The sequence below is a fragment of the Nocardia sp. NPDC050717 genome (assembly GCF_040654275.1).
Taxonomy (GTDB): Bacteria; Actinomycetota; Actinomycetes; order Mycobacteriales; family Mycobacteriaceae; genus Nocardia.
On sequence record NZ_JBFAHR010000009.1, the window covers coordinates 276,638 to 294,499 of the forward strand.

At 70.1% G+C, this 17,862-nt stretch carries 18 protein-coding genes; 9 read left to right on the top strand and 9 right to left on the bottom strand.

Translation table 11 applies throughout. The annotated features are described in order from the left end of the window. The first annotated feature begins 250 nt into the window (after positions 1 to 250). Positions 251 to 739 carry a hypothetical protein gene (locus AB0H56_RS20060; RefSeq protein WP_357165174.1) on the top strand — a complete coding sequence of 163 codons (489 nt, stop codon included), beginning with the start codon at positions 251 to 253 and terminating at the stop codon, positions 737 to 739. Positions 740 to 769: 30 nt separating this feature from the next. Here AB0H56_RS20060 and AB0H56_RS20065 read toward each other — a convergent pair whose 3' ends face one another. After that, positions 770 to 985, bottom strand: a complete 216-nt coding sequence (locus tag AB0H56_RS20065) for an ester cyclase (protein WP_357165177.1) — start codon at positions 983 to 985, stop codon at positions 770 to 772. A gap of 345 nt (positions 986 to 1,330) precedes the next feature. Here AB0H56_RS20065 and cobN point away from each other — a divergent pair, with 345 nt between their 5' ends. Next, positions 1,331 to 4,975 carry a cobaltochelatase subunit CobN gene (gene cobN, locus AB0H56_RS20070; RefSeq protein WP_357165180.1) on the top strand — a complete coding sequence of 1,215 codons (3,645 nt, stop codon included), beginning with the start codon at positions 1,331 to 1,333 and terminating at the stop codon, positions 4,973 to 4,975. An 81-nt stretch (positions 4,976 to 5,056) separates the two neighbouring features. Then, entirely contained in the window at positions 5,057 to 5,911 is an 855-nt protein-coding gene (locus AB0H56_RS20075; RefSeq protein ID WP_357165183.1) for an acyl-CoA thioesterase domain-containing protein, read from the top strand. 9 nt (positions 5,912 to 5,920) lie between these two features. Here AB0H56_RS20075 and AB0H56_RS20080 read toward each other — a convergent pair whose 3' ends face one another. Then, the gene (locus AB0H56_RS20080) at positions 5,921 to 6,223 is read right to left on the bottom strand and encodes a hypothetical protein (RefSeq protein ID WP_357165185.1); all 303 of its coding nucleotides are present in this window, start codon (positions 6,221 to 6,223) and stop codon (positions 5,921 to 5,923) included. Positions 6,224 to 6,617: 394 nt separating this feature from the next. On the opposite strand from AB0H56_RS20080, the gene AB0H56_RS20085 reads away from it, so the two are divergent. Next, entirely contained in the window at positions 6,618 to 7,850 is a 1,233-nt protein-coding gene (locus tag AB0H56_RS20085) for an MFS transporter (RefSeq protein WP_357165188.1), read from the top strand. A 3-nt stretch (positions 7,851 to 7,853) separates the two neighbouring features. On the opposite strand, the gene AB0H56_RS20090 is transcribed toward AB0H56_RS20085, so the two are convergent. Further along, positions 7,854 to 8,309, bottom strand: a complete 456-nt coding sequence (locus AB0H56_RS20090; protein WP_357165191.1) for a hypothetical protein — start codon at positions 8,307 to 8,309, stop codon at positions 7,854 to 7,856. A 131-nt stretch (positions 8,310 to 8,440) separates the two neighbouring features. Between AB0H56_RS20090 and AB0H56_RS20095 the strand changes: the two genes are divergently transcribed. The 3 genes from AB0H56_RS20095 to AB0H56_RS20105 all read left to right on the top strand — a co-directional run bounded on the left by AB0H56_RS20095 (position 8,441) and on the right by AB0H56_RS20105 (position 12,269). Further along, positions 8,441 to 9,310 (top strand): NAD-dependent protein deacetylase, encoded by an 870-nt coding sequence (locus AB0H56_RS20095; protein ID WP_357165193.1) that lies wholly within the window; start codon positions 8,441 to 8,443, stop codon positions 9,308 to 9,310. Continuing rightward, on the top strand, positions 9,307 to 9,684 hold the full coding sequence (locus AB0H56_RS20100) for a DUF5655 domain-containing protein (protein WP_357165196.1): 378 nt from the start codon (positions 9,307 to 9,309) through the stop codon (positions 9,682 to 9,684). The genes AB0H56_RS20095 and AB0H56_RS20100 overlap by 4 nt, the downstream gene beginning before the upstream one ends. 176 nt (positions 9,685 to 9,860) lie before the next feature. Then, complete coding sequence (locus AB0H56_RS20105) at positions 9,861 to 12,269, top strand: MFS transporter (protein WP_357165199.1); 2,409 nt, start codon at positions 9,861 to 9,863, stop codon at positions 12,267 to 12,269. Position 12,270: 1 nt separating this feature from the next. Here the strand turns inward: AB0H56_RS20105 and AB0H56_RS20110 are convergent, their stop codons facing one another. After that, positions 12,271 to 12,816: a hypothetical protein gene (locus AB0H56_RS20110; protein ID WP_357165202.1), complete on the bottom strand. Its 546-nt coding sequence runs from the start codon at positions 12,814 to 12,816 to the stop codon at positions 12,271 to 12,273. Between the two features lie 239 nt (positions 12,817 to 13,055). On the opposite strand from AB0H56_RS20110, the gene AB0H56_RS20115 reads away from it, so the two are divergent. Beyond that, on the top strand, positions 13,056 to 13,244 hold the full coding sequence (locus AB0H56_RS20115) for a hypothetical protein (protein WP_357165205.1): 189 nt from the start codon (positions 13,056 to 13,058) through the stop codon (positions 13,242 to 13,244). Between the two features lie 8 nt (positions 13,245 to 13,252). Here AB0H56_RS20115 and AB0H56_RS20120 read toward each other — a convergent pair whose 3' ends face one another. Further along, positions 13,253 to 14,116 (bottom strand): LysR family transcriptional regulator, encoded by an 864-nt coding sequence (locus AB0H56_RS20120; protein WP_357165208.1) that lies wholly within the window; start codon positions 14,114 to 14,116, stop codon positions 13,253 to 13,255. 96 nt (positions 14,117 to 14,212) lie between these two features. Then, positions 14,213 to 14,563 carry a helix-turn-helix domain-containing protein gene (locus AB0H56_RS20125; RefSeq protein ID WP_357165211.1) on the bottom strand — a complete coding sequence of 117 codons (351 nt, stop codon included), beginning with the start codon at positions 14,561 to 14,563 and terminating at the stop codon, positions 14,213 to 14,215. A 45-nt stretch (positions 14,564 to 14,608) separates the two neighbouring features. On the opposite strand from AB0H56_RS20125, the gene AB0H56_RS20130 reads away from it, so the two are divergent. Next, positions 14,609 to 15,391 carry an SDR family oxidoreductase gene (locus tag AB0H56_RS20130; protein WP_357165214.1) on the top strand — a complete coding sequence of 261 codons (783 nt, stop codon included), beginning with the start codon at positions 14,609 to 14,611 and terminating at the stop codon, positions 15,389 to 15,391. A 51-nt stretch (positions 15,392 to 15,442) separates the two neighbouring features. Here the strand turns inward: AB0H56_RS20130 and dmpG are convergent, their stop codons facing one another. The 3 genes from dmpG to AB0H56_RS20145 form a co-directional block, all read right to left on the bottom strand. Continuing rightward, positions 15,443 to 16,477 (bottom strand): 4-hydroxy-2-oxovalerate aldolase, encoded by a 1,035-nt coding sequence (dmpG, locus tag AB0H56_RS20135; RefSeq protein WP_357165217.1) that lies wholly within the window; start codon positions 16,475 to 16,477, stop codon positions 15,443 to 15,445. Between the two features lie 12 nt (positions 16,478 to 16,489). Then, positions 16,490 to 17,395 (bottom strand): acetaldehyde dehydrogenase (acetylating), encoded by a 906-nt coding sequence (locus AB0H56_RS20140; protein WP_357165220.1) that lies wholly within the window; start codon positions 17,393 to 17,395, stop codon positions 16,490 to 16,492. Positions 17,396 to 17,417: 22 nt separating this feature from the next. Next, positions 17,418 to 17,862: fumarylacetoacetate hydrolase family protein (locus AB0H56_RS20145; protein ID WP_357165223.1), on the bottom strand; the 445-nt coding region annotated here is incomplete at its 5' end.

Here is a 17,862-nt window from a genome sequence, read left to right on the forward strand (position 1 = left end):
TCCGAGCCCGCGCAGTTCCGCAACGTGGAGCGACCGTGCCTGGCTCGCGCTGGCCAGGCCGGAACCGCGCACCTGCGACCGACCGGCTGTCCTGACCACCGCCAACTGAAGGCGCCTGGCTGAGGCCAATCGGCCGATGACCTGACAGAGACCCTCGATCGCACCTTTTCGGTGGGGGCCGGCGAACGCGCGTCACTCGGCTCGCCCAGTCGCCGCGAAAACGCACCACCGCCCTGTGAAAGGAACCCCGATGACCACCCCACCCGCCGATCCCACCATGATCCGCATCACCGACGCCGTCACCGAATTCCGTGCGGGCGACGCCGATTCCGCCCGCACCGCGCTGCTCGCGCTGTGGTCCGAGATCGGTGTCACCGGCGACCCCCTGCACCGCTGCACCCTCGCCCACTACCTCGCCGACGCCTACGACGACCCCGCCGAAGCGCTCGTCTGGGATGTGCGCGCCCTCGACGCGGCCGACGCCCTCACCGATGCCCGCCTGCGCGACGACTACGCGAACCTGCGGGTCGCGGGCTTCTACCCGTCGCTGCACCTCAATCTCGCCGACAACTTCCGTCGCCTCGGCGCGTTCCCCGCCGCCACCCGTCATCTCGACGCCGCGCGCGATCACCTCTCGATCCTGCCCGACGACGAGTACGGCACCCTGATCCGCACCGCGGTCACCGAACTCGCCACCATGATCGCCGCCCACGACACCACCCGGCGCCCCACCCATTGACCGCGCGGAGACGCCTGTCGTCGGGAAAGGTCAACGGCCCGAACGCACTTCGCGGACCGCACGACCCTTGAGCCGCATCGACCGCAGCAGATACCACGGCGAGGGCGGCAACCAGCCGAGCTGCCTGGCCATGCCCAGATCGTCGCGGTTGGCCCAGTGCTCGAAGATCTTCCCCTCGCGCATCCGGAACCAGTGCGATTCGGTCATGGCGAAGGTCCGGCCGGTCGGCGGGAAGGCATTGTCCACCGCCCCGGGATCGAGCTCGACGAGGTCCGCGACGTGCTGTGGAACTTCCTGGCGATCGACACCTACGAGCGGCTGGTGCTGGCCAGGGGCTGGTCGGTGCAGCGCTACGCGGACTGGGTGGCGCGCACGCTCGTCGCCGCGCTCACCTGAGACCCGGCCACCCGGTCACAGGGATGTGGGCTGGAAAGTTGCGGGCTCCGGGCGGACAGTACGATCGGGATGCTCGGCGGGCGTCGAGGAAACCGGTGGAAATCCGGTGCGGTCGCGCCACTGTGAACAGCCAGACCCTCTCCGGCGAGCACCACCACCCCCGATGGGCGCGTCACCCGAGGAAGGCCACACCCTGTGATCCTGCTGCTGTCCACCTCCGACACCGATCTGCTCAGCGCCCGCGCCAGCGGCGCCGACTACCGGTGGGGCAACCCCGCCCGGCTGCTGGTCGACGATCTGCCGGAGCTGCTCGACGGCGCCGATCTGGTGATCGTGCGGATCCTCGGCGGCAAGCGGGCCTGGGAGGCGGGCCTGGACGCGGTGCGGGCCAGCGGGGTGCCGATGGTGGCGCTCGGCGGCGAGATCGCGCCCGACGCCGAGCTCATGGAGTGCTCCACGGTGCCGGTGGGCGTGGCGGCCGACGCGCACAACTACCTCGCCGCAGGTGGCGCCGACAACCTGCGCGAACTGCACCACTTCCTCTCCGACACGGTGCTGCTCACCGGCCACGGCTTCGCCTCGCCGGTGGAACTGCCGTCCTGGGGTGAACTCGAGCGGTCCGCGCGCATCCTCGAACCGCACGCCCCGACCGTCGCCGTGGTCTACTACCGCGCCCAGCACCTGGCGGGCAACACCGGCTACATCGACGCGCTGTGCACCGCGATCGAGGCCAAGGGCGCCAGGGCCCTGCCGGTGTACTGCGCCTCGCTGCGCACCGCCGAACCCGAGCTGCTCGCCCTGCTCGGCCGGGCCGACGCGCTCGTGGTGACCGTCCTCGCGGCGGGCGGCAGCAAGCCTGCGACGGCCGCGGCAGGCGGCGACGACGAGGCCTGGGACGTGGCCGCGCTGGCCGCCCTGGACGTGCCGATCCTGCAGGGCCTGTGCCTGACCAGCGGTCGCGCGCAGTGGGAGGCCAACGAAGACGGCCTCTCGCCCCTCGACGTCGCCACCCAGGTCGCGGTGCCCGAGTTCGACGGGCGCATCATCACGGTGCCGTTCTCGTTCAAGGAGTTCGACGCCGACGGCCTGTCCACCTATGTGCCCGACCCCGAGCGCGCCGCCCGCGTCGCCGGGATCGCGGTGCGGCACGCGCGGCTGCGCCACATCCCCGCCGCCGACAAGCGGATCGCGATCATGCTCTCCGCGTACCCCACCAAGCACGCCCGCATCGGCAACGCCGTCGGCCTCGACACCCCCGCGAGCGCGATCCGGCTCCTCATCGAATTGCGCGCCGCCGGTTACGATCTCGGCGCTCCCGGCGAGATCCCCGGACTCGAGGAAGGCGACGGTGATGCCCTCATCCACGCGTTGATCGCCGCGGGCGGGCAGGACCCGGACTGGCTCACCGCCGAACAGCTCGAGGGCAACCCGATCCGCATCGGCGCCGCCACCTACACCCGCTGGTTCGAGTCGCTGCCCGAGGATCTGCTCGAGGCCGTCGTCGAGGCATGGGGCCCGCCGCCCGGCGAGCTCTACGTCGACCGCTCCGCGGACCCGAAGGGCGAGATCGTCATCGCCGCACTGCGTTTCGGCAACGTCGTGCTGATGGTCCAGCCGCCGCGCGGCTTCGGCGAGAACCCCGTCGCCATCTATCACGACCCCGACCTGCCGCCCAGCCACCACTACCTGGCCGCCTACCGCTGGCTGTCGGCCCCCGACGGGTTCGGCGCCGACGCGATGGTGCACCTCGGCAAGCACGGCAACCTGGAATGGCTGCCCGGCAAGACCCTCGGCATGTCCGCCTCCTGCGGCACCGACGCCGCTCTCGGCGACCTTCCGCTGATCTACCCGTTCCTGGTCAACGACCCGGGCGAGGGCACCCAGGCCAAGCGCCGCGCGCACGCCACCCTGGTCGACCACCTGATCCCGCCGATGGCACGCGCCGAGACCTACGGCGACATCTCCCGGCTCGAGCAGCTGCTCGACGAGCACGCCAACATCTCCGCGCTCGACCCGGCCAAGCTGCCCGCCATCCGCCAGCAGATCTGGACGCTGATGCGCGCCGCCAAGATGGACCACGATCTGGGCCTGGCCGAACGTCCGGAGGAGGACGTCTTCGACGACATGCTCCTGCACGTCGACGGCTGGCTGTGCGAGATCAAGGACGTGCAGATCCGCGACGGCCTGCACATCCTGGGCCAGGCCCCCGCGGGCGAGACGGAACTGGATCTCGTGCTGGCCATGCTGCGTGCCCGCCAGCTCTGGGGCGGCGAGCAGAACGTGCCCGGCCTGCGCGAGGCCCTCGGTCTCAGCGAGGCGGGCGACGAGGCCCGCGAGCGTGTCGACGTGGTCGAGGCCCGCGCCCGCGAGCTGCTGGCCGCGCTGCAGGCCGAGGACTGGTCCGCCGAGGTGGTCGAGCGTCTCGTCGCCGATTTCGCGACCGCGATCCTCGACGGGCACCGCGCCCAGGACGTGCCGGTCGCCGACGCCGAGCGCCTGGCGAAGGTCGCCGCGATCCTGCGGTTCGCCGCCACCGAGGTCGTGCCCCGGCTGCGCGAGACCGGCGTCGAGATCGCCCGCGTCCTGCACGCCCTCGACGGCGGGTTCGTCCCCGCGGGCCCCAGCGGCTCCCCGCTGCGCGGCCTGATCAACGTGCTGCCCACCGGCCGCAACTTCTACTCCGTCGACCCCAAGGCCGTGCCCTCGCGGCTGGCCTGGGAGACCGGCCAGGCCATGGCGGAATCGCTGCTGGCCCGGTACCTGGCCGATCACGGCGAGTACCCGAAGTCCGTCGGCCTGTCGGTGTGGGGCACCTCGGCCATGCGCACCTCCGGCGACGACATCGCCGAAGTGCTCGCGCTGCTGGGCGTGCGACCGGTCTGGGATGAGGCCAGCCGCCGCGTCACCTCGCTCGAGGTCGTCTCCCTCGCCGAACTCGGCAGGCCGCGCGTGGACGTCACCGTCCGGATCTCCGGGTTCTTCCGTGACGCCTTCCCGCACGTGCTCGCCCTGCTCGACGACGCGGTCCGCCTCGTCGCCGACCTCGACGAGCCCGCCGAGTCGAATTACGTGCGCGCGCACAGCCAGTCGGATCTGGCCGCGCACGGCGACGCCCGCCGCGCGACCACCCGCATCTTCGGTTCCAAGCCGGGCACCTACGGCGCCGGCCTGCTGCAGCTGATCGACTCCAAGAGCTGGCGCACCGACGACGACCTGGCGCAGGTCTACACCACCTGGGGCGGCTACGCCTACGGGCGCGATCTCGACGGCGCCCCCGCCGCCGACGACATGCGCACCGCGTACCGGCGGATCGCGGTGGCCGCCAAGAACACCGACACCCGCGAACACGACATCGCCGACTCCGACGACTACTTCCAGTACCACGGCGGCATGGTCGCCACCGTGCGCGCGCTCACCGGCAAGAACCCCGAGGCCTACATCGGCGACTCCACCCGGCCCGACGCCGTGCGCACCCGCACCCTCTCGGAGGAGACCGCCCGCGTCTTCCGTGCCCGCGTGGTGAATCCGCGCTGGCTCGAGGCGATGCGCAGGCACGGCTACAAGGGCGCCTTCGAGATGGCCGCCACCGTCGACTACCTGTTCGGCTACGACGCGACCACCAACGTCGTCGCCGACTGGATGTACGAGAAGCTGTCCGAGAGCTACGTGTTCGACGAGGTGAACCGCAAGTTCATGGAGCAGTCCAACCCGTGGGCGCTGCACGGCATCGCCGAACGGCTGCTCGAGGCGGCCGAGCGCAAGCTCTGGGAGCATCCCGAGCCCGCGACGCTGGACAAGCTGCGGCAGGTCTATCTGGAGACCGAGGGCGAGCTGGAATAGCTTGCCGAGAAACTAGAACAGGTTCTAATCTCAGGGGTGCCGGGCGCGCGTCCCGGCGCGGCAGGGCAGGAAAGGGTTGTCATGAATACCGAACCGGCGTACTTCACGCAGGCGGACGGGGTCTTCCAGCCCACCGAATTCGCGCTGAGCCTGTGGGCGCCCAACACGCTGTCCGGGCCGCCCGTGTGCGGGCTGATGGCCCGCGAGGTCGAGGCGCACTACTGCACCGACGGGTTCGTGCCCTCGCGCCTGACCGTCGACCTGCATCGCGCGGTCCCCGCCGTGCCCCTGACCGCCGAGAGCTCGGTGACCCGCGACGGGAAGCGGGTCCGCGCGGTCGCCCTGGTGCTGCGTTCCGGCGGCGAGGTTGTCGCGCGGGGGAGCGCGCTGCTGCTCAAGCGCTCCACCCAGCCGCCGGGCGAGGTGTGGCGGCCGGACCGGGACCGCCCGCTGCCGCCGCCGGAGGCGCTGGCCACGGTCGAGGACGCGCTGCACCTGTTCGGCAGCGACGGTCACGCGCAGGGCTGGTCGGTGCGGATGACCGAGCATCAGAACGACACCCGCAAGCGCAAGTGGATGCGCAACATCCCCGTGGTGGCCGGGGAGGAGTCGTCGCCGTTCTGCTTCGCGGCCATGACCGGCGAGCAGACCAGCCTGGTCACCAACTGGGGCACCGAGGGCATCGGGTTCATCAACACCGATGTCTCGATCACGTTCTCGCGCATGCCGATCAGCGTCGAGATGGGCATCGAGGCGGAGTCACACCTGAGCGACGACGGTATCGCCGCCGGCGCCGCGGTCCTCTACGACGCCGAGGGCGCCTTCGGCATCTGCACGACCACCGCGCTGGCCAACGAGCACCGCCAGCTCAGCGGCACCGCCATCGACCGCAAGACCGACGAGTTCGTCGCGGCCACCGTGGACCGAGAGCGCTGACGCAGGCCGTCAGGCCGGGTCGAGGCCGGTGAACGCCAGGCCGACGGTCGTGGCGCACAGTAGAGCGCCGGCGGCGGTGGTGGTCAGCAGATAGCCGACGGCGATCAGCCGGGCGGCGGGGAGTACCGCGAGCAACAGGGTGGGGGTCAGCAGGGCGGCCAGCGTGAGCGCCCAGCTGAGCCAGTACGAGGTCGGGATCGGTTCGATCCGCGCGAACGAGATGGTGCGCGGCACCGGCACCTCCCACGCGTTCTGCACCGCGAACGTGGCGGGCACCAGCACGAACACCGCTACGAACAAACCCGCCGCCACACCCCAACCCGCTCGCCACCTGACCTGCCCCGGCACCGCCGCCACCTGCCCACCCACCTTCCCGACCCGATTCGACCCCGCCCCATGCTGCCTCGAGCAAGCCCCACCACCGGCCAACCACGAGGCCGTGTCCCGGGGCAGCGCACGTCGAGCGACTCTCACCGGCTCCCGACTCGGCCAGGCGACCTCGCCCCACCGTCCTCGCTGGTCAGCGACCCCCGAAGTGGAACACGCTCGCCGTCACCGATTGTCGCCTCGCCCTCGCGCGAACCCCAGGCGATGGTCGGCCGTCATCAACCCTGTCTGCCGAAGCCCCACACCTTGGTGGGCGGCTGTTGGGCTTCGGGGTCGAAATCCCGTGGCGTGACCGGTGTGGAGCGGGTTGACTGCTGCGATGACCAGCCCGCCGAGCTACCGTGCGCTCCTTGCTCCCTCCGGGGTACGACTACTGTTCGCGGGGTCCGCGCTCGGCAGGGTCTCGTTCGGGATGGGGCCGATCGGGGTGGTCACGCTGCTGGGGGTGACGCACGGCGCGTTCGGGGTGGCCGGGGTGGCGATGGGGGCCTACGCGTTCGGTTCGGTGGTCTCGGGACCGGCCAGGTCCTGGTGGACCGTCCGGGTCGGGCACGGCCGCGCGGTCCTTACCTTCGCGCTGATCAGCGGCGCGGCACTGGTGGTGCTGCCCGCGATGGCGGATCGGGCCGGGCCCGTGTGGGCGATCCTGCCCGCCGCCGTCGCCGGACTCGCGGTGCCACCCTTCGGCGCGCTGCTGAGAGTGGGCTGGGCGCAACGGATTCCGCCGGAGTGGGTACCCCGGGCCTTCGGCCTGGACGCCGTTATGGAGGAATCGGCCTTCGTCCTCGGTCCGGCGCTGGCCGCCCTCGCCCTCTGGGCGACGGGCGCGGCGCAGGTGGTGGTCGCGACCGGAATCATCTGTCTCGCAGGCGGTCTGGTGATAGCGCGCGCGGCTGGCCCCGCCCGCCCGGACCGGCAGGCCGCGGCCTCCTCGGTGCGGTCGGTCGGGCGGCGGCTCGCGTGGCTGCTGGCGACGTTCACCGGCGTCGGCTTCACCATCGGCGGACTCGAAGTGGGCATCCCGGCCGCCGCCGCGGCGGCCGGACATCCCGACGCGGCGGGTCTGCTGTTCGCGCTCATGGCCTTCGCCAGCGCGAGCTCGGCACTGATCTACGGCCGGATCGGTTGGCGTAGGTCCGCGCAGACCCGATTCCGCGCGGTGGCGGCGGTGCTCGCGGTGACGACGGCGGCCGCGGGCCTCGGCGCTGGCACCCTCGCCGCGCTCGCGATGCTCGTCGCCATCGGCCTCGCGCTCGGCCCCGCGGTGATGACGGGCTACCTGCTCGCCGACCAGCTCGTCGCAGGCGCCGACCGCACGCACGGCGCCATCCTCGCGAGTGTGGCGTGCAATGCCGGAGCCGGACTCGGCGCCGCGGTGGCCGGGGTGACCGCCGCCGCGCGCGGAGCGGCGGGCGCGTTCGTCGTGTGCGGCCTGGTCGCCCTTGCCCTCACCGTCGTCGGCGCATTCCTCGATCATCTGGTGCCGGACGCGGCGAAACCGCACCGGGACAAGGACTCCCGACCGTACCGCGGGGACCGGAACGTGGCGTAGCGGTCACGCGGACACGAGCGTCACGATCAGTTCGTCGGCGATCGACTCCGCCTTCACCATGCCCTCACCCAGATACAGCGTCGCGGCCCTGGGCCTGCCGTCGGGCAGCGGCAGCACCGACACGGCGTCGACGCGGCGCCCGGCGAGGGCGTCGTAGGGTGGTTCGTCGGTGACGTCGAACGCGGTGTACTTGCCCGAATCGGCGACATACTCGATGTTCACCGGATCGACGAGCGGCTCGAACGGATCACGCCACGGCGTCGCGCCGATCCGCAGCTCCGCGCCGTCGACCCCGGCATCGAGCAGCAGCGTCGAACCGTCGTGGAAGGTGAACTCGATGGGCCCCTCGGAGCGGTCGACGTCGTCGCCGAGGACGTAGAACATCCGGCGGACGGCGACGATCGTCGCGTCGACGGCGGCGTTGAGCGCGGTACGGCCGTACTCGTCGTTGTCGGACACAGGATTTCCTCTGGACGATCGATCTCCGGGCGGATGAGCAATCATGTCGCCGCACCGCGACGCCACGCAACTCCACCCGGCGTGTCCGCCCCCGCGGCACCGCGCCCGCCCGCCGCTCGTACAGTGGATCCATGGTGGACACCACCACGGACGACACCGCCCACGCGGTCACGCGCGCGGCCGACCTGCTGGCCGGACGCCGCGTCGTGGTGATCTCCGGCGCCGGGCTGAGCACCGACAGCGGCATCCCCGACTATCGCGGCCCCGGCTCGCCGCCGCGCAATCCGATGACCTATCAGCAGTTCGTCGGCGACGCCGCGTTCCGGCAGCGCTACTGGGCGCGCAACCACGTCGGCTGGCGGCGGATGGACGCCGCCCGCCCCAACGCCGGTCACCGGGCGGTAGCCCGCCTCGAACGCGGCGGGGTCGTCACCGGCGTGATCACCCAGAACGTCGACCTGCTGCACACCAAGGCGGGCGCGCGCCGCGTGATCGACCTGCACGGCACCTATGCCAGGGTCTGCTGCCTGCGCTGTCACGCGCTGATCTCCCGCATGACCCTGGCCGACCGGCTGGAGGCCGCCAATCCCGGTTTCGCCGAGCAGGTTTCGGCCACCGGCATCGAAGTCGCGCCCGACGCGGACGCCGTGGTCGCCGACACCGGAAGCTTCCGCATGGTCGACTGCGCGCACTGCGGCGGCCTGCTCAAACCCGACATCGTCTACTTCGGTGAGACCGTCCCGGCCGACCGGGTCACGGCCGCCTTCGAGCTGGTCGAGGACGCCGGGGCGGTGCTCGTCGCCGGGTCCTCGCTGACGGTCATGTCCGGACTGCGTTTCGTGCGCCGCGCGGCGAAGAACGGTGTGCCGGTGGTGATCGTCAACCGGGGCCGCACCCGCGGCGACGACGTGGCCGAACTCCGGATCGACGCGGGCTGCTCGGATGTGCTGTGCGCCTTGGCCGATCGGCTCGTCACCGCCGACGCGGTACCCGCGCGATGAACGATTCCGCCGACGCCGCGATCGACGCCTGGTTCGCGGGCAAACCGCATTCCCGCGAGATCTTCACCGTGCTCCGGGAATTGATCGACGCGTGCGGCCCGGCCCGCGTCACGGTGGCCTCCCAGATCAGCTTCGGCAACGCCAGGAAGTTCGCGTGGGTATCGCTCTACAACGTCACCGGACGCAATCCGGAAGGCACCGTGCAAATCATGCTCGCCATCGACGAGGAAATGGCGGGCGACCCGGTGTACCGGGTGACCCAGGTGGGCCGATCGCGATGGAATCACCTGGTCGTGGTGCATTCCCTGGCCGAAGCGCGCGCTCCGGAACTGGCAGTGCTGATCGCCGCCGCCTCTCGTTTCGGTGCGAAATGATCGGTCACTTGATCCCTCGGTGACGGCGCCGGATTCGACGTGGGTAAGCTCGGCGCACCAGTGCATGAAGAGTTCCACCCGCGGCGCAAAGTTTTCCTCGCAGCGGGGTTGTCGGCCCTCGTGTGGGCCGCATGATCGACCCCCACTTGCCAGCCGATCAGAACCAGGGCTTTTCCATGACCGATACCGTTGTCGCCGAACCACGCCTCACGCATCGCCAGACGCTCACGATCCTGTCCGGCCTGTTACTCGGGGTGTTCCTCGCCGCGCTCGACCAGAACATCGTCAGTGTCGCGATCGTCCGGATCGCGAACAGTCTCGACGGGTTCGACGAACAGGCGTGGGCGACAACGGCGTACCTGATCACCGCGACCGTCACCACGCCGCTCTACGGCAAGCTCGCCGACATCTACGGGCGCAAACCGTTCTATCTGCTGGCGATCGCCCTGTTCGTGCTCGGCTCGGCCGCCTGCTGCTTCGCGACCACCATGTACGAACTCGCCGCCTTCCGCGCCTTCCAGGGCCTGGGCGCCGGCGGGCTGATGTCGTTGGCGTTCACCATCGTCGGCGACATCGTGCCCGCCCGCGAACGGGTCCGCTACCAGGGCTACTTCCTGATGGTCTTCGGCATCGCGACGGTACTCGGCCCGGTGGTCGGCGGATTCTTGTCCGAGTACGAGAGCCTCGGCGGCATCGAGGGCTGGCGCTGGGTGTTCCTGGTGAACGTGCCGGTCGGGGTCCTGGCGTTCCTCGTCGTCGCCAAGGTGCTCGACGTGGCGCATGTGCGGCGACCGAGCCGGATCGACTGGTTCGGCGCGCTCACCCTCGTCGTCGGGGTGGTGCCGCTGCTGCTGGTGGCCGAGCAGGGCCGGATGTGGGGCTGGACCTCATCGAAGGCGTTGCTGTGCTACGGAATCTGCGCGGGCGGGCTGCTGCTGTTCCTCGTGGTGGAGTTCGTGATGAAGGACGCCGCGCTGATCCCGCTGCGCCTGTTCCGCAGCTCGACGTTCAGCATCGCGATCCTGGGCGGCTTCCTCGTCGGTGTCGCGATGTTCGGCGCGATCACCATGGTTCCGCAGTACCTGCAGGTCGTGCGCGGTTTCTCGCCGACCGAGGCGGGACTGCTGATGTTGCCGCTGGTCCTCGGGATCATGGTCGGCGCGCAGCTGTCTGGCCTGATCACCAAGGCCACCGGGCGCTACAAGGTGCTGCCCGTGCTCGGGGCGCTCATCCTGGCGATCGGCTGCGGCCTGTTCGCGCACGTGAGCTTCGAAGGGCCGCTGTGGCAGCCGCTGGCCTACAGCGCGATCATGGGTTTCGGCCTCGGCGGCTGCATGCAGACGCTGGTGATCGCCGCGCAGAACGCGGTGCCGAACTCGGAGATGGGCGTGTCGACGGCCTCGGCCACCTTCTTCCGGCAGCTCGGCGGCACCCTGGGGGTCGCGGTCTTCCTCACGGTCCTGTTCGACCGGTTGCCCGGTTCGATCTTGGCCGCGTTCGGGGGCACACTGCCCCCGGGCCTCGACGAGGCGGGATTGGCCGCGCTGCAACAGAACACCTCCGGCATCGCCGGCCTGGCCGACGAGCTGCGGATCCCGATTCTGGCGGGCTTCACCGACGCCATGCAAGGGGTGTTCCTGCTTGCCGCCGACCTGGCGATCGTCGCCTGCCTGGTCCTGGTCTTCATGAAAGAGATTCCGCTGCGCGATGATCCGGCGCCGGAGGAGGCCGCCGACGGCACGCTGCTGCGGGACGTGAGCCTGCACGACGCGCACGAGATGGCCGACCGGCTGCACCCCGCGGCCACCGGCCGGGTGATCGCGGGACTGCTGCGCCGCGACGACGACCGCCCGGTCCCCGCCGCCACGCTCACCCTCATCGACCAGCACGGGCACCAGGTGGCGCGCGGCAACGGCGACGCCGACGGCGCCTACGTCATCGAGGCGCCGGAGCCGGGCAACTACGTCCTCATCGCCGCCGCGGCCGGTCATCAGCCGGAGGCGGTGAGCGTGTCGTTGGGGGAGCGGGCGCTGCACGTGGACCTGATGCTCGCCGGCGCGGGCGAGCTCACCGGCATCGTGCGCTCGGCCCGGCGCGGCGAACCGCTGCTCGGCGCCACGGTGACCCTCACCGACCCCGGCGGCGACGTGGTCGGTGCGGCGATCACCGGCGAGGACGGCGCCTACGTGTGCCGCGACGTGGTGAGCGGCACCTACACGCTGGTCGCGGTCGCCGATCACATGCGACCGGCGGCGTTCGCGCTCACCATCCCGGAGACCGGGTCGCTGCACCACGACATCGACCTCGAACCGATGGCCATCCTGGTCGGTTCCGCCTGGGTCGACGGCGACCGGCCCGTCGCCGACGTCCAGATCACCGTCCTGGACGCGGGCGGCGACCCGGCGGCCACCACCCGCACCGACGAGAAGGGCCATTACTTGGTGCCCGACCTCCCCGAGGGGGAGTACACGGTGGTCGCGCGGGGCTATCCGCCGGTGTCGAGCCGGGTCTCGGTGACCCGCGGCGAGATCACCCACGATGTGACCCTCGGCTACGACTCGGAGGAGTCGGTGCACCACCGGTGAGTCAGGCGGCGATCTTCTCCCCGGCGGCCGCTCGGGTCGTGAGTTCGGCGTCGAGGAGGATGCGGCGGCGGTAGGTGCGCAGGGCCGCGATCACGGCGAACACGGCGGTCAGCGCGCCCGTCAGGATACGGATCGAGTGGGCGATCTCGATCTCGCGGACGGTGCGTTCGAGTTCCGCGAGGGTGTAGCGGTCGCGGTCGTCGAACAGGATCGTCCAGCGTTCCCACAGGTACAGCGGCGACAGCAGGAACATCCCCGGCACGAACGCCGCCAGCGAGGCCGCGAGCCAGCCCCGGGCGGTGCGCGACCACAGGCTCGCCGCGGTCGCCACGATCGCGCTCAGGGTGAGGACCATGCCGAGCGGGCGCATCACATCGCCGACCGACACCGCCACGGTGAATTCCTCACCCGCGGCCAGCGAGTGCGGAATGTCGTGAAAATAGTTGGGGTACAGGAAGACCGTCTCCGCGACCATGGTGCAGAACAAGAAGGTCGCGAGGACCGCGTATACGGTCGAGGCGGTCAGTGAGGTGGTGAGTTTCCGCATGGGAGCCCCCTGTGTCGTTGGAATTCCCTGAATGTAGGGCGGAGCGGAACGCGGCACATCCGGCGTCAGCCCTGAATCGGGTCGGGGGCGTTCCCGGAGAACGGCGCGGTCGATTCATCGCTGTGACAGCTGAATCGCAGCGATTATCGGTGTTGGACGCGGGGAAATGCACCGTCGACCATGGGGGTGTGCACTGGTATCCGAGCGAGCGCCTGGGGGCTGGGCTGGTTGACGGGTCGGTGGAACACCCCGGGGCCACGCGGCCGGACCCTCGCGACGACGATGCCGTCGCCCGGCTGCTGGGGCGGTTCGGGACCTACGCGATGGTCCTCGCCGTCGTGATGTGGCTCGGTGGCGAGGCCACGGTGGCGGGATGTCTGGCGCTGGTGGGCCTCGGGGTGTGGGCGGCGCGATTCCGGGTGGCGTGAACGCGCCGTCAGGGGAGCAGGTGGGTCAGCAGGGCGACGGCCGCCGGGTTGGCGGGGACGCGTTCGCGGCCCGCAAGATGGACCCGGCGGTGGAGACCGGGATGCTCGAACTCGGCGAAGGGGAGGCCGGAGTGTTCGGCGACATCGCGCGGCAGGACCGTCACCCCGAGCCCGGCCGCGACGAGCTCGACGAGCAAGGGGACATGGGTCGCTTCGCAGACGCGACGCGGGCGCACCCCCGCCGCGTCGGCGTGCCGGTCGACCATGGCCTGGATGCCGCTGCGGCTGAACACCAGAAAGGGCTCGTCATCGAGTGCGGCGAGGGGGACGGTCCGCCAGTCGCCTAGCCGGTGCCCGGGCGGGCAGAGCAACACCAGGTGCTGGGTCCACTCGGCGAAGCTGACGAGCCCGTCGGCGAGTGGCTGATCACCCGCCAGAAACGCCAGGTCCAGTTCGCCGTCGCGTACCGCGGTGGCGAGCGCGGGTACGGTCCCGTCCCGCACGTAGAGGTGGATGCCCGGGTAGCGGACACGGAATCGGCCGAGCAGGCCGGGCAGGTCGATCATGGTCAAGGTCTGAATGGTGCCGATCGCGACCCGCCCCCGCGTGAGTTCGGCCAGCGCGGCGACCTCGTCGCGCGCGATCTCCGCGTCGGCCAGCAGCCGCTGCGCGCGCGGCAGGAACGTCTGCCCGGCCTCGGTGAGCCGCAGCCGCCGCGTCGTCCGCTCGAACAGCGGCGCCCCCAGCTCGCGCTCGAGCCGCCGCACCGACGCGCTCAACGCCGACTGCACGATGTGCACCTCCCGAGCCGCGGCAGTGAAACTCCCCGCCCGCGCCACCGCCAGAAAATGCTCCACCTGACGGAACTCCATCGCACGATCCTAGGCGAGGGTTCAGGCTCGACACACCGGAACCGACCGCTCCTAGGCATTCGCTCACCAGACCGCGCCGGCCCGCGGGCGTCGTGGTCAGCGGGCGGGCCGCCAGGGAATTCGGCCGTTGCCGTCGCCGGTGGGGGTCCACTGTTCGGACCAGTCCCACAGGGGCTGGAGCGCTTCGGCGAGCAGCGCGCCCTCGGTGGTGAGTTCGTAGGCGCCGCGGGGGCCGTTCTTGCGGATCAGGCCGGCCGACTGGAGCTGTTGAAGGCGGTCGGACAGCATGCTCGACGAGCAGTTGCCCATGCGGCGACGCAGGTCGAGGAATCCGAGAGCGCCCGGTTCGAGCTCCCAGATCACGCGCAGCATCCATCGCTGACCGAGCAAATCGATCGCGTCGAGGATCGTGCCCGGGGGTTGGCCGTCGCCTGTTGCGCTTCTCATTCAGAAGCACCATAGTTGCTTCTGAATCAGAAGCGGCGTGGGGCGATGGCCGGGAGGTCGAGGGTGAATCCGGTAGGGGAGCGGGAACGACGAATCGTGCTGGTGACCGGCGCGTCTCGCGGAATCGGTGCGGAGACGGCGGCGCGGTTCGCGGCGGACGGGGCGCACGTCGTCGTGAACTACCGCGAGAAGCGCAAGCGGGCGCAGGCGGTGGTCGACGCGATCGTCGCGGCGGGCGGTAGCGCCTCGACGCTCGGCGCGGACGTGTCCGATGCGGCCGCGGTGCGGGTGATGGTGGACGAGATCGCCGAGACCTTCGGACGGCTGGATGTGGTGGTGCTCAATGCTTCCGGCGGGTTGGAGCGGGATGCCGATGCCGGGTACGCGATGCGGATCAACCGGGATGCGCAGGTGCAGCTCGCGGCAGCGGTGCTGCCGATCGTTCCCAGGGGTGGCCGGATCGTGTTCGTCACCAGCCATCAGGCGCATTTCATTCACGAGCAGGACGACGTGCCGCCCGGCTACGTTCCGATCGCCCTGAGTAAGCGGGCGGGCGAGGACGCGCTGCGCGCGATGATTCCCGAATTCCGGGAGCGTGGCGTGGGATTCACGGTGGTCTCCGGGGACATGATCGACGGGACGATCATCGTCCGGCTGTTGGAACGCCGTGATCCGGCCAGTGTCGAATCACGGCGTGCCGCTGGGCCGTTGCCCACGGTCGAGGATTTCGCGCGGGTGATCGTGCGGGCCGGAACCGACCGGGTCGCCGACGGGCACACGTATTTCGTCGGTGGGGACGACTACCTGGTGCAGGCAGCGACGAGGTAGGGGCCTGGAAACGGCAACGGCGTGACCCGGTGGGGTCACGCCGTTGGGGGGTCAGGCTGAGGCCTTGGTTTCGCGTTGGAGTTCGAGGGCGATGTCGATGAGCTGGTCTTCCTGGCCGCCGACGAGCTTGCGTCGGCCCGCGCGGACGAGCATTTCGGCGGCGGAGACGTTGTAGCGCTCGGCTTGGCGTTCGGCGTGTTTGAGGAAGCTGGAGTAGACGCCGGCGTAGCCCATCATCAGCGACTGGCGGTCGAGCAGGCATTCGCTCGGCATGACGGGGCGGACGACATCTTCCGCGGCGTCGGCGATGGCGAAGAAGTCGACGCCGGTCTTGATGCCGAGCTTGTCGGCGACACCGATGAACGCCTCGACGGGAGTGTTGCCCGCGCCCGCGCCGAAGCGGCGGGTGGAGCCGTCGATCTGGGTCGCGCCCGCGCGCACCGCGTAGACCGAATTCGCCACGGCGAGGCCCAGATTCTCGTGGCCGTGGAAACCGACCTGGGCGTCGGCCCCGAGTTCGGCGACAACGGCGGCGACGCGATCGGAAACCTGTTCCAGGACAAGGGCGCCGGCCGAGTCGACGATGTACACGCACTGGCAGCCCGCGTCGGCCATGATGCGCGCCTGCTTCGCCAGCGCCTCGGGCGGCTGGGTGTGCGACATCATCAGGAAGCCGACGGTTTCCAGGCCGAGGTCGCGTGCGTAGCCGAAGTGCTGGATGGAGACGTCGGCTTCGGTGCAGTGGGTGGCGATGCGGCAGATGGACGCGCCGTTGTCCTGGGAGATCTTGATGTCTTCCTTGACGCCGACACCAGGCAGCATGAGGAAGGCGATCTTGGCGTTGCGCGCGGTCTGCGCGGCGATCGTGATCAGTTCCTGCTCAGGGGTTTTCGAGAAACCGTAGTTGAACGAGGAACCACCGAGGCCGTCGCCGTGGGTGACTTCGATGACCGGCACACCGGCGGCGTCGAGGGCGGTCACGATGTCGCGCACCTCGGTGGCGGTGAACTGGTGACGCTTGTGATGCGATCCGTCGCGCAGCGAAGTATCGGTGATCCGGATGTCGAGTTCTGCTGAGTAGACCATGATGTGCGCTCCTTACACCCGAGCCGAGATGATCTGGTCGGCCAGCACGTCACCCACACGGGTGGCGGCGGCGGTCATGATGTCGAGGTTGCCCGCGTACGGGGGCAGGAAATCGCCGGCGCCTTCGACCTCGACGAAGATCGACACCTTCGCCATACCCCCGGAAACCACCGACGGATCATCGAACTGCGGATCGTTGAGCAGCCGGTAACCGGGCACGTATTCCTGGATCGACTTCTCCATCGCCACAATGCTCGCCGCGATCGCGTCCCGATCGGCGTCTTCGGGGATCGAGCAGAAGATGGTGTCGCGCATGATCATCGGCGGCTCGGCCGGATTCAAGATGATGATCGCCTTACCCCGCTGCGCCCCACCGATGGTCTCCACACCCTTGGAGGTGGTCTTGGTGAACTCGTCGATATTGGCGCGGGTACCCGGTCCGGCCGACACCGACGACACCGACGCCACGATCTCGGCGTAAGCCACCGGAACAACCCGGGATACGGCCGCGACCATCGGGATGGTGGCCTGGCCACCACAGGTGATCATGTTGACGTTCATCGCGTCCCGCAACGAATCCAGATTCACCGGCGGGATCACCGCCGGACCGACCGCGGCCGGGGTCAGATCGACCGCACGGATCCCGGCGGCCTCGTACTTCGGCGCGTATTCGCGATGCACGTAGGCCGAGGTGGCCTCGAACAACAGATCCGGCTTCTCGTCCAAGGCCAGTAGCCAGTCCGCGCCCTCGGCCGAGGTCTCCAGACCCAGTCCACGGGCCCGCTTCAACCCTTCGCTGTCGGGGTCGATGCCGATCATCCAACGCGGTTCGATCTTGTCCGAGCGCAGCAGCTTGTAGAGCAGGTCGGTGCTGATGTTGCCGGACCCCACGATCGCGGCGGTGACTTTGCTGGTCACAGTGGTTCTCCTAGGGGGAAGGTCAGCGGAAACTCAGGCGGACGGAACCGAGCCCGGAGAACTCGGCATGGAAGTCGTCACCGGGACGGGCATCGATCGCCCGGGTGCAGGAACCGGGCAACACGATGTCGCCTTCACGCAGCCGCACTCCGAAGGTGGCGACCTTGCGGGCCAGCCACGCGACCGCGATCACCGGATCACCGAGCACGGCGTCGCTGCGGCCCTCGGCGATGACTTCGCCGTTGCGGGTGAGCACGGCGTCGATGGCTTTGATGTCGATATCGTCCGGGGCGACGCGTTCCTTACCGAGGACGAACCCGGCCGAGGACGCGTTGTCGGAGATGGTGTCGGCCAAACCGATCTTCCAGTCCTTGATCCGGGAATCGATCAACTCGATCGAGGGGGCATAGGCCACGGTCGCGGCGAGCACGTCGGCTTCGGTGCAGTCTTCGCCGGGCAGGTCGGCG

Excerpts from the sequence above, each read along its gene's own strand:
- AB0H56_RS20060 (WP_357165174.1), top strand. The coding sequence starts at position 251 with ATGACCACCCCACCCGCCGATCCCACCATGATCCGCATCACCGACGCC.
- AB0H56_RS20075 (WP_357165183.1), top strand. The coding sequence starts at position 5,057 with ATGAATACCGAACCGGCGTACTTCACGCAGGCGGACGGGGTCTTCCAG.
- AB0H56_RS20085 (WP_357165188.1), top strand. The coding sequence starts at position 6,618 with ATGACCAGCCCGCCGAGCTACCGTGCGCTCCTTGCTCCCTCCGGGGTA.
- AB0H56_RS20095 (WP_357165193.1), top strand. The coding sequence starts at position 8,441 with ATGGTGGACACCACCACGGACGACACCGCCCACGCGGTCACGCGCGCG.
- AB0H56_RS20100 (WP_357165196.1), top strand. The coding sequence starts at position 9,307 with ATGAACGATTCCGCCGACGCCGCGATCGACGCCTGGTTCGCGGGCAAA.
- AB0H56_RS20105 (WP_357165199.1), top strand. The coding sequence starts at position 9,861 with ATGACCGATACCGTTGTCGCCGAACCACGCCTCACGCATCGCCAGACG.
- AB0H56_RS20110 (WP_357165202.1), bottom strand. The coding sequence starts at position 12,816 with ATGCGGAAACTCACCACCTCACTGACCGCCTCGACCGTATACGCGGTC.
- AB0H56_RS20120 (WP_357165208.1), bottom strand. The coding sequence starts at position 14,116 with ATGGAGTTCCGTCAGGTGGAGCATTTTCTGGCGGTGGCGCGGGCGGGG.
- AB0H56_RS20125 (WP_357165211.1), bottom strand. The coding sequence starts at position 14,563 with ATGAGAAGCGCAACAGGCGACGGCCAACCCCCGGGCACGATCCTCGAC.
- AB0H56_RS20130 (WP_357165214.1), top strand. The coding sequence starts at position 14,609 with ATGGCCGGGAGGTCGAGGGTGAATCCGGTAGGGGAGCGGGAACGACGA.
- dmpG (WP_357165217.1), bottom strand. The coding sequence starts at position 16,477 with ATGGTCTACTCAGCAGAACTCGACATCCGGATCACCGATACTTCGCTG.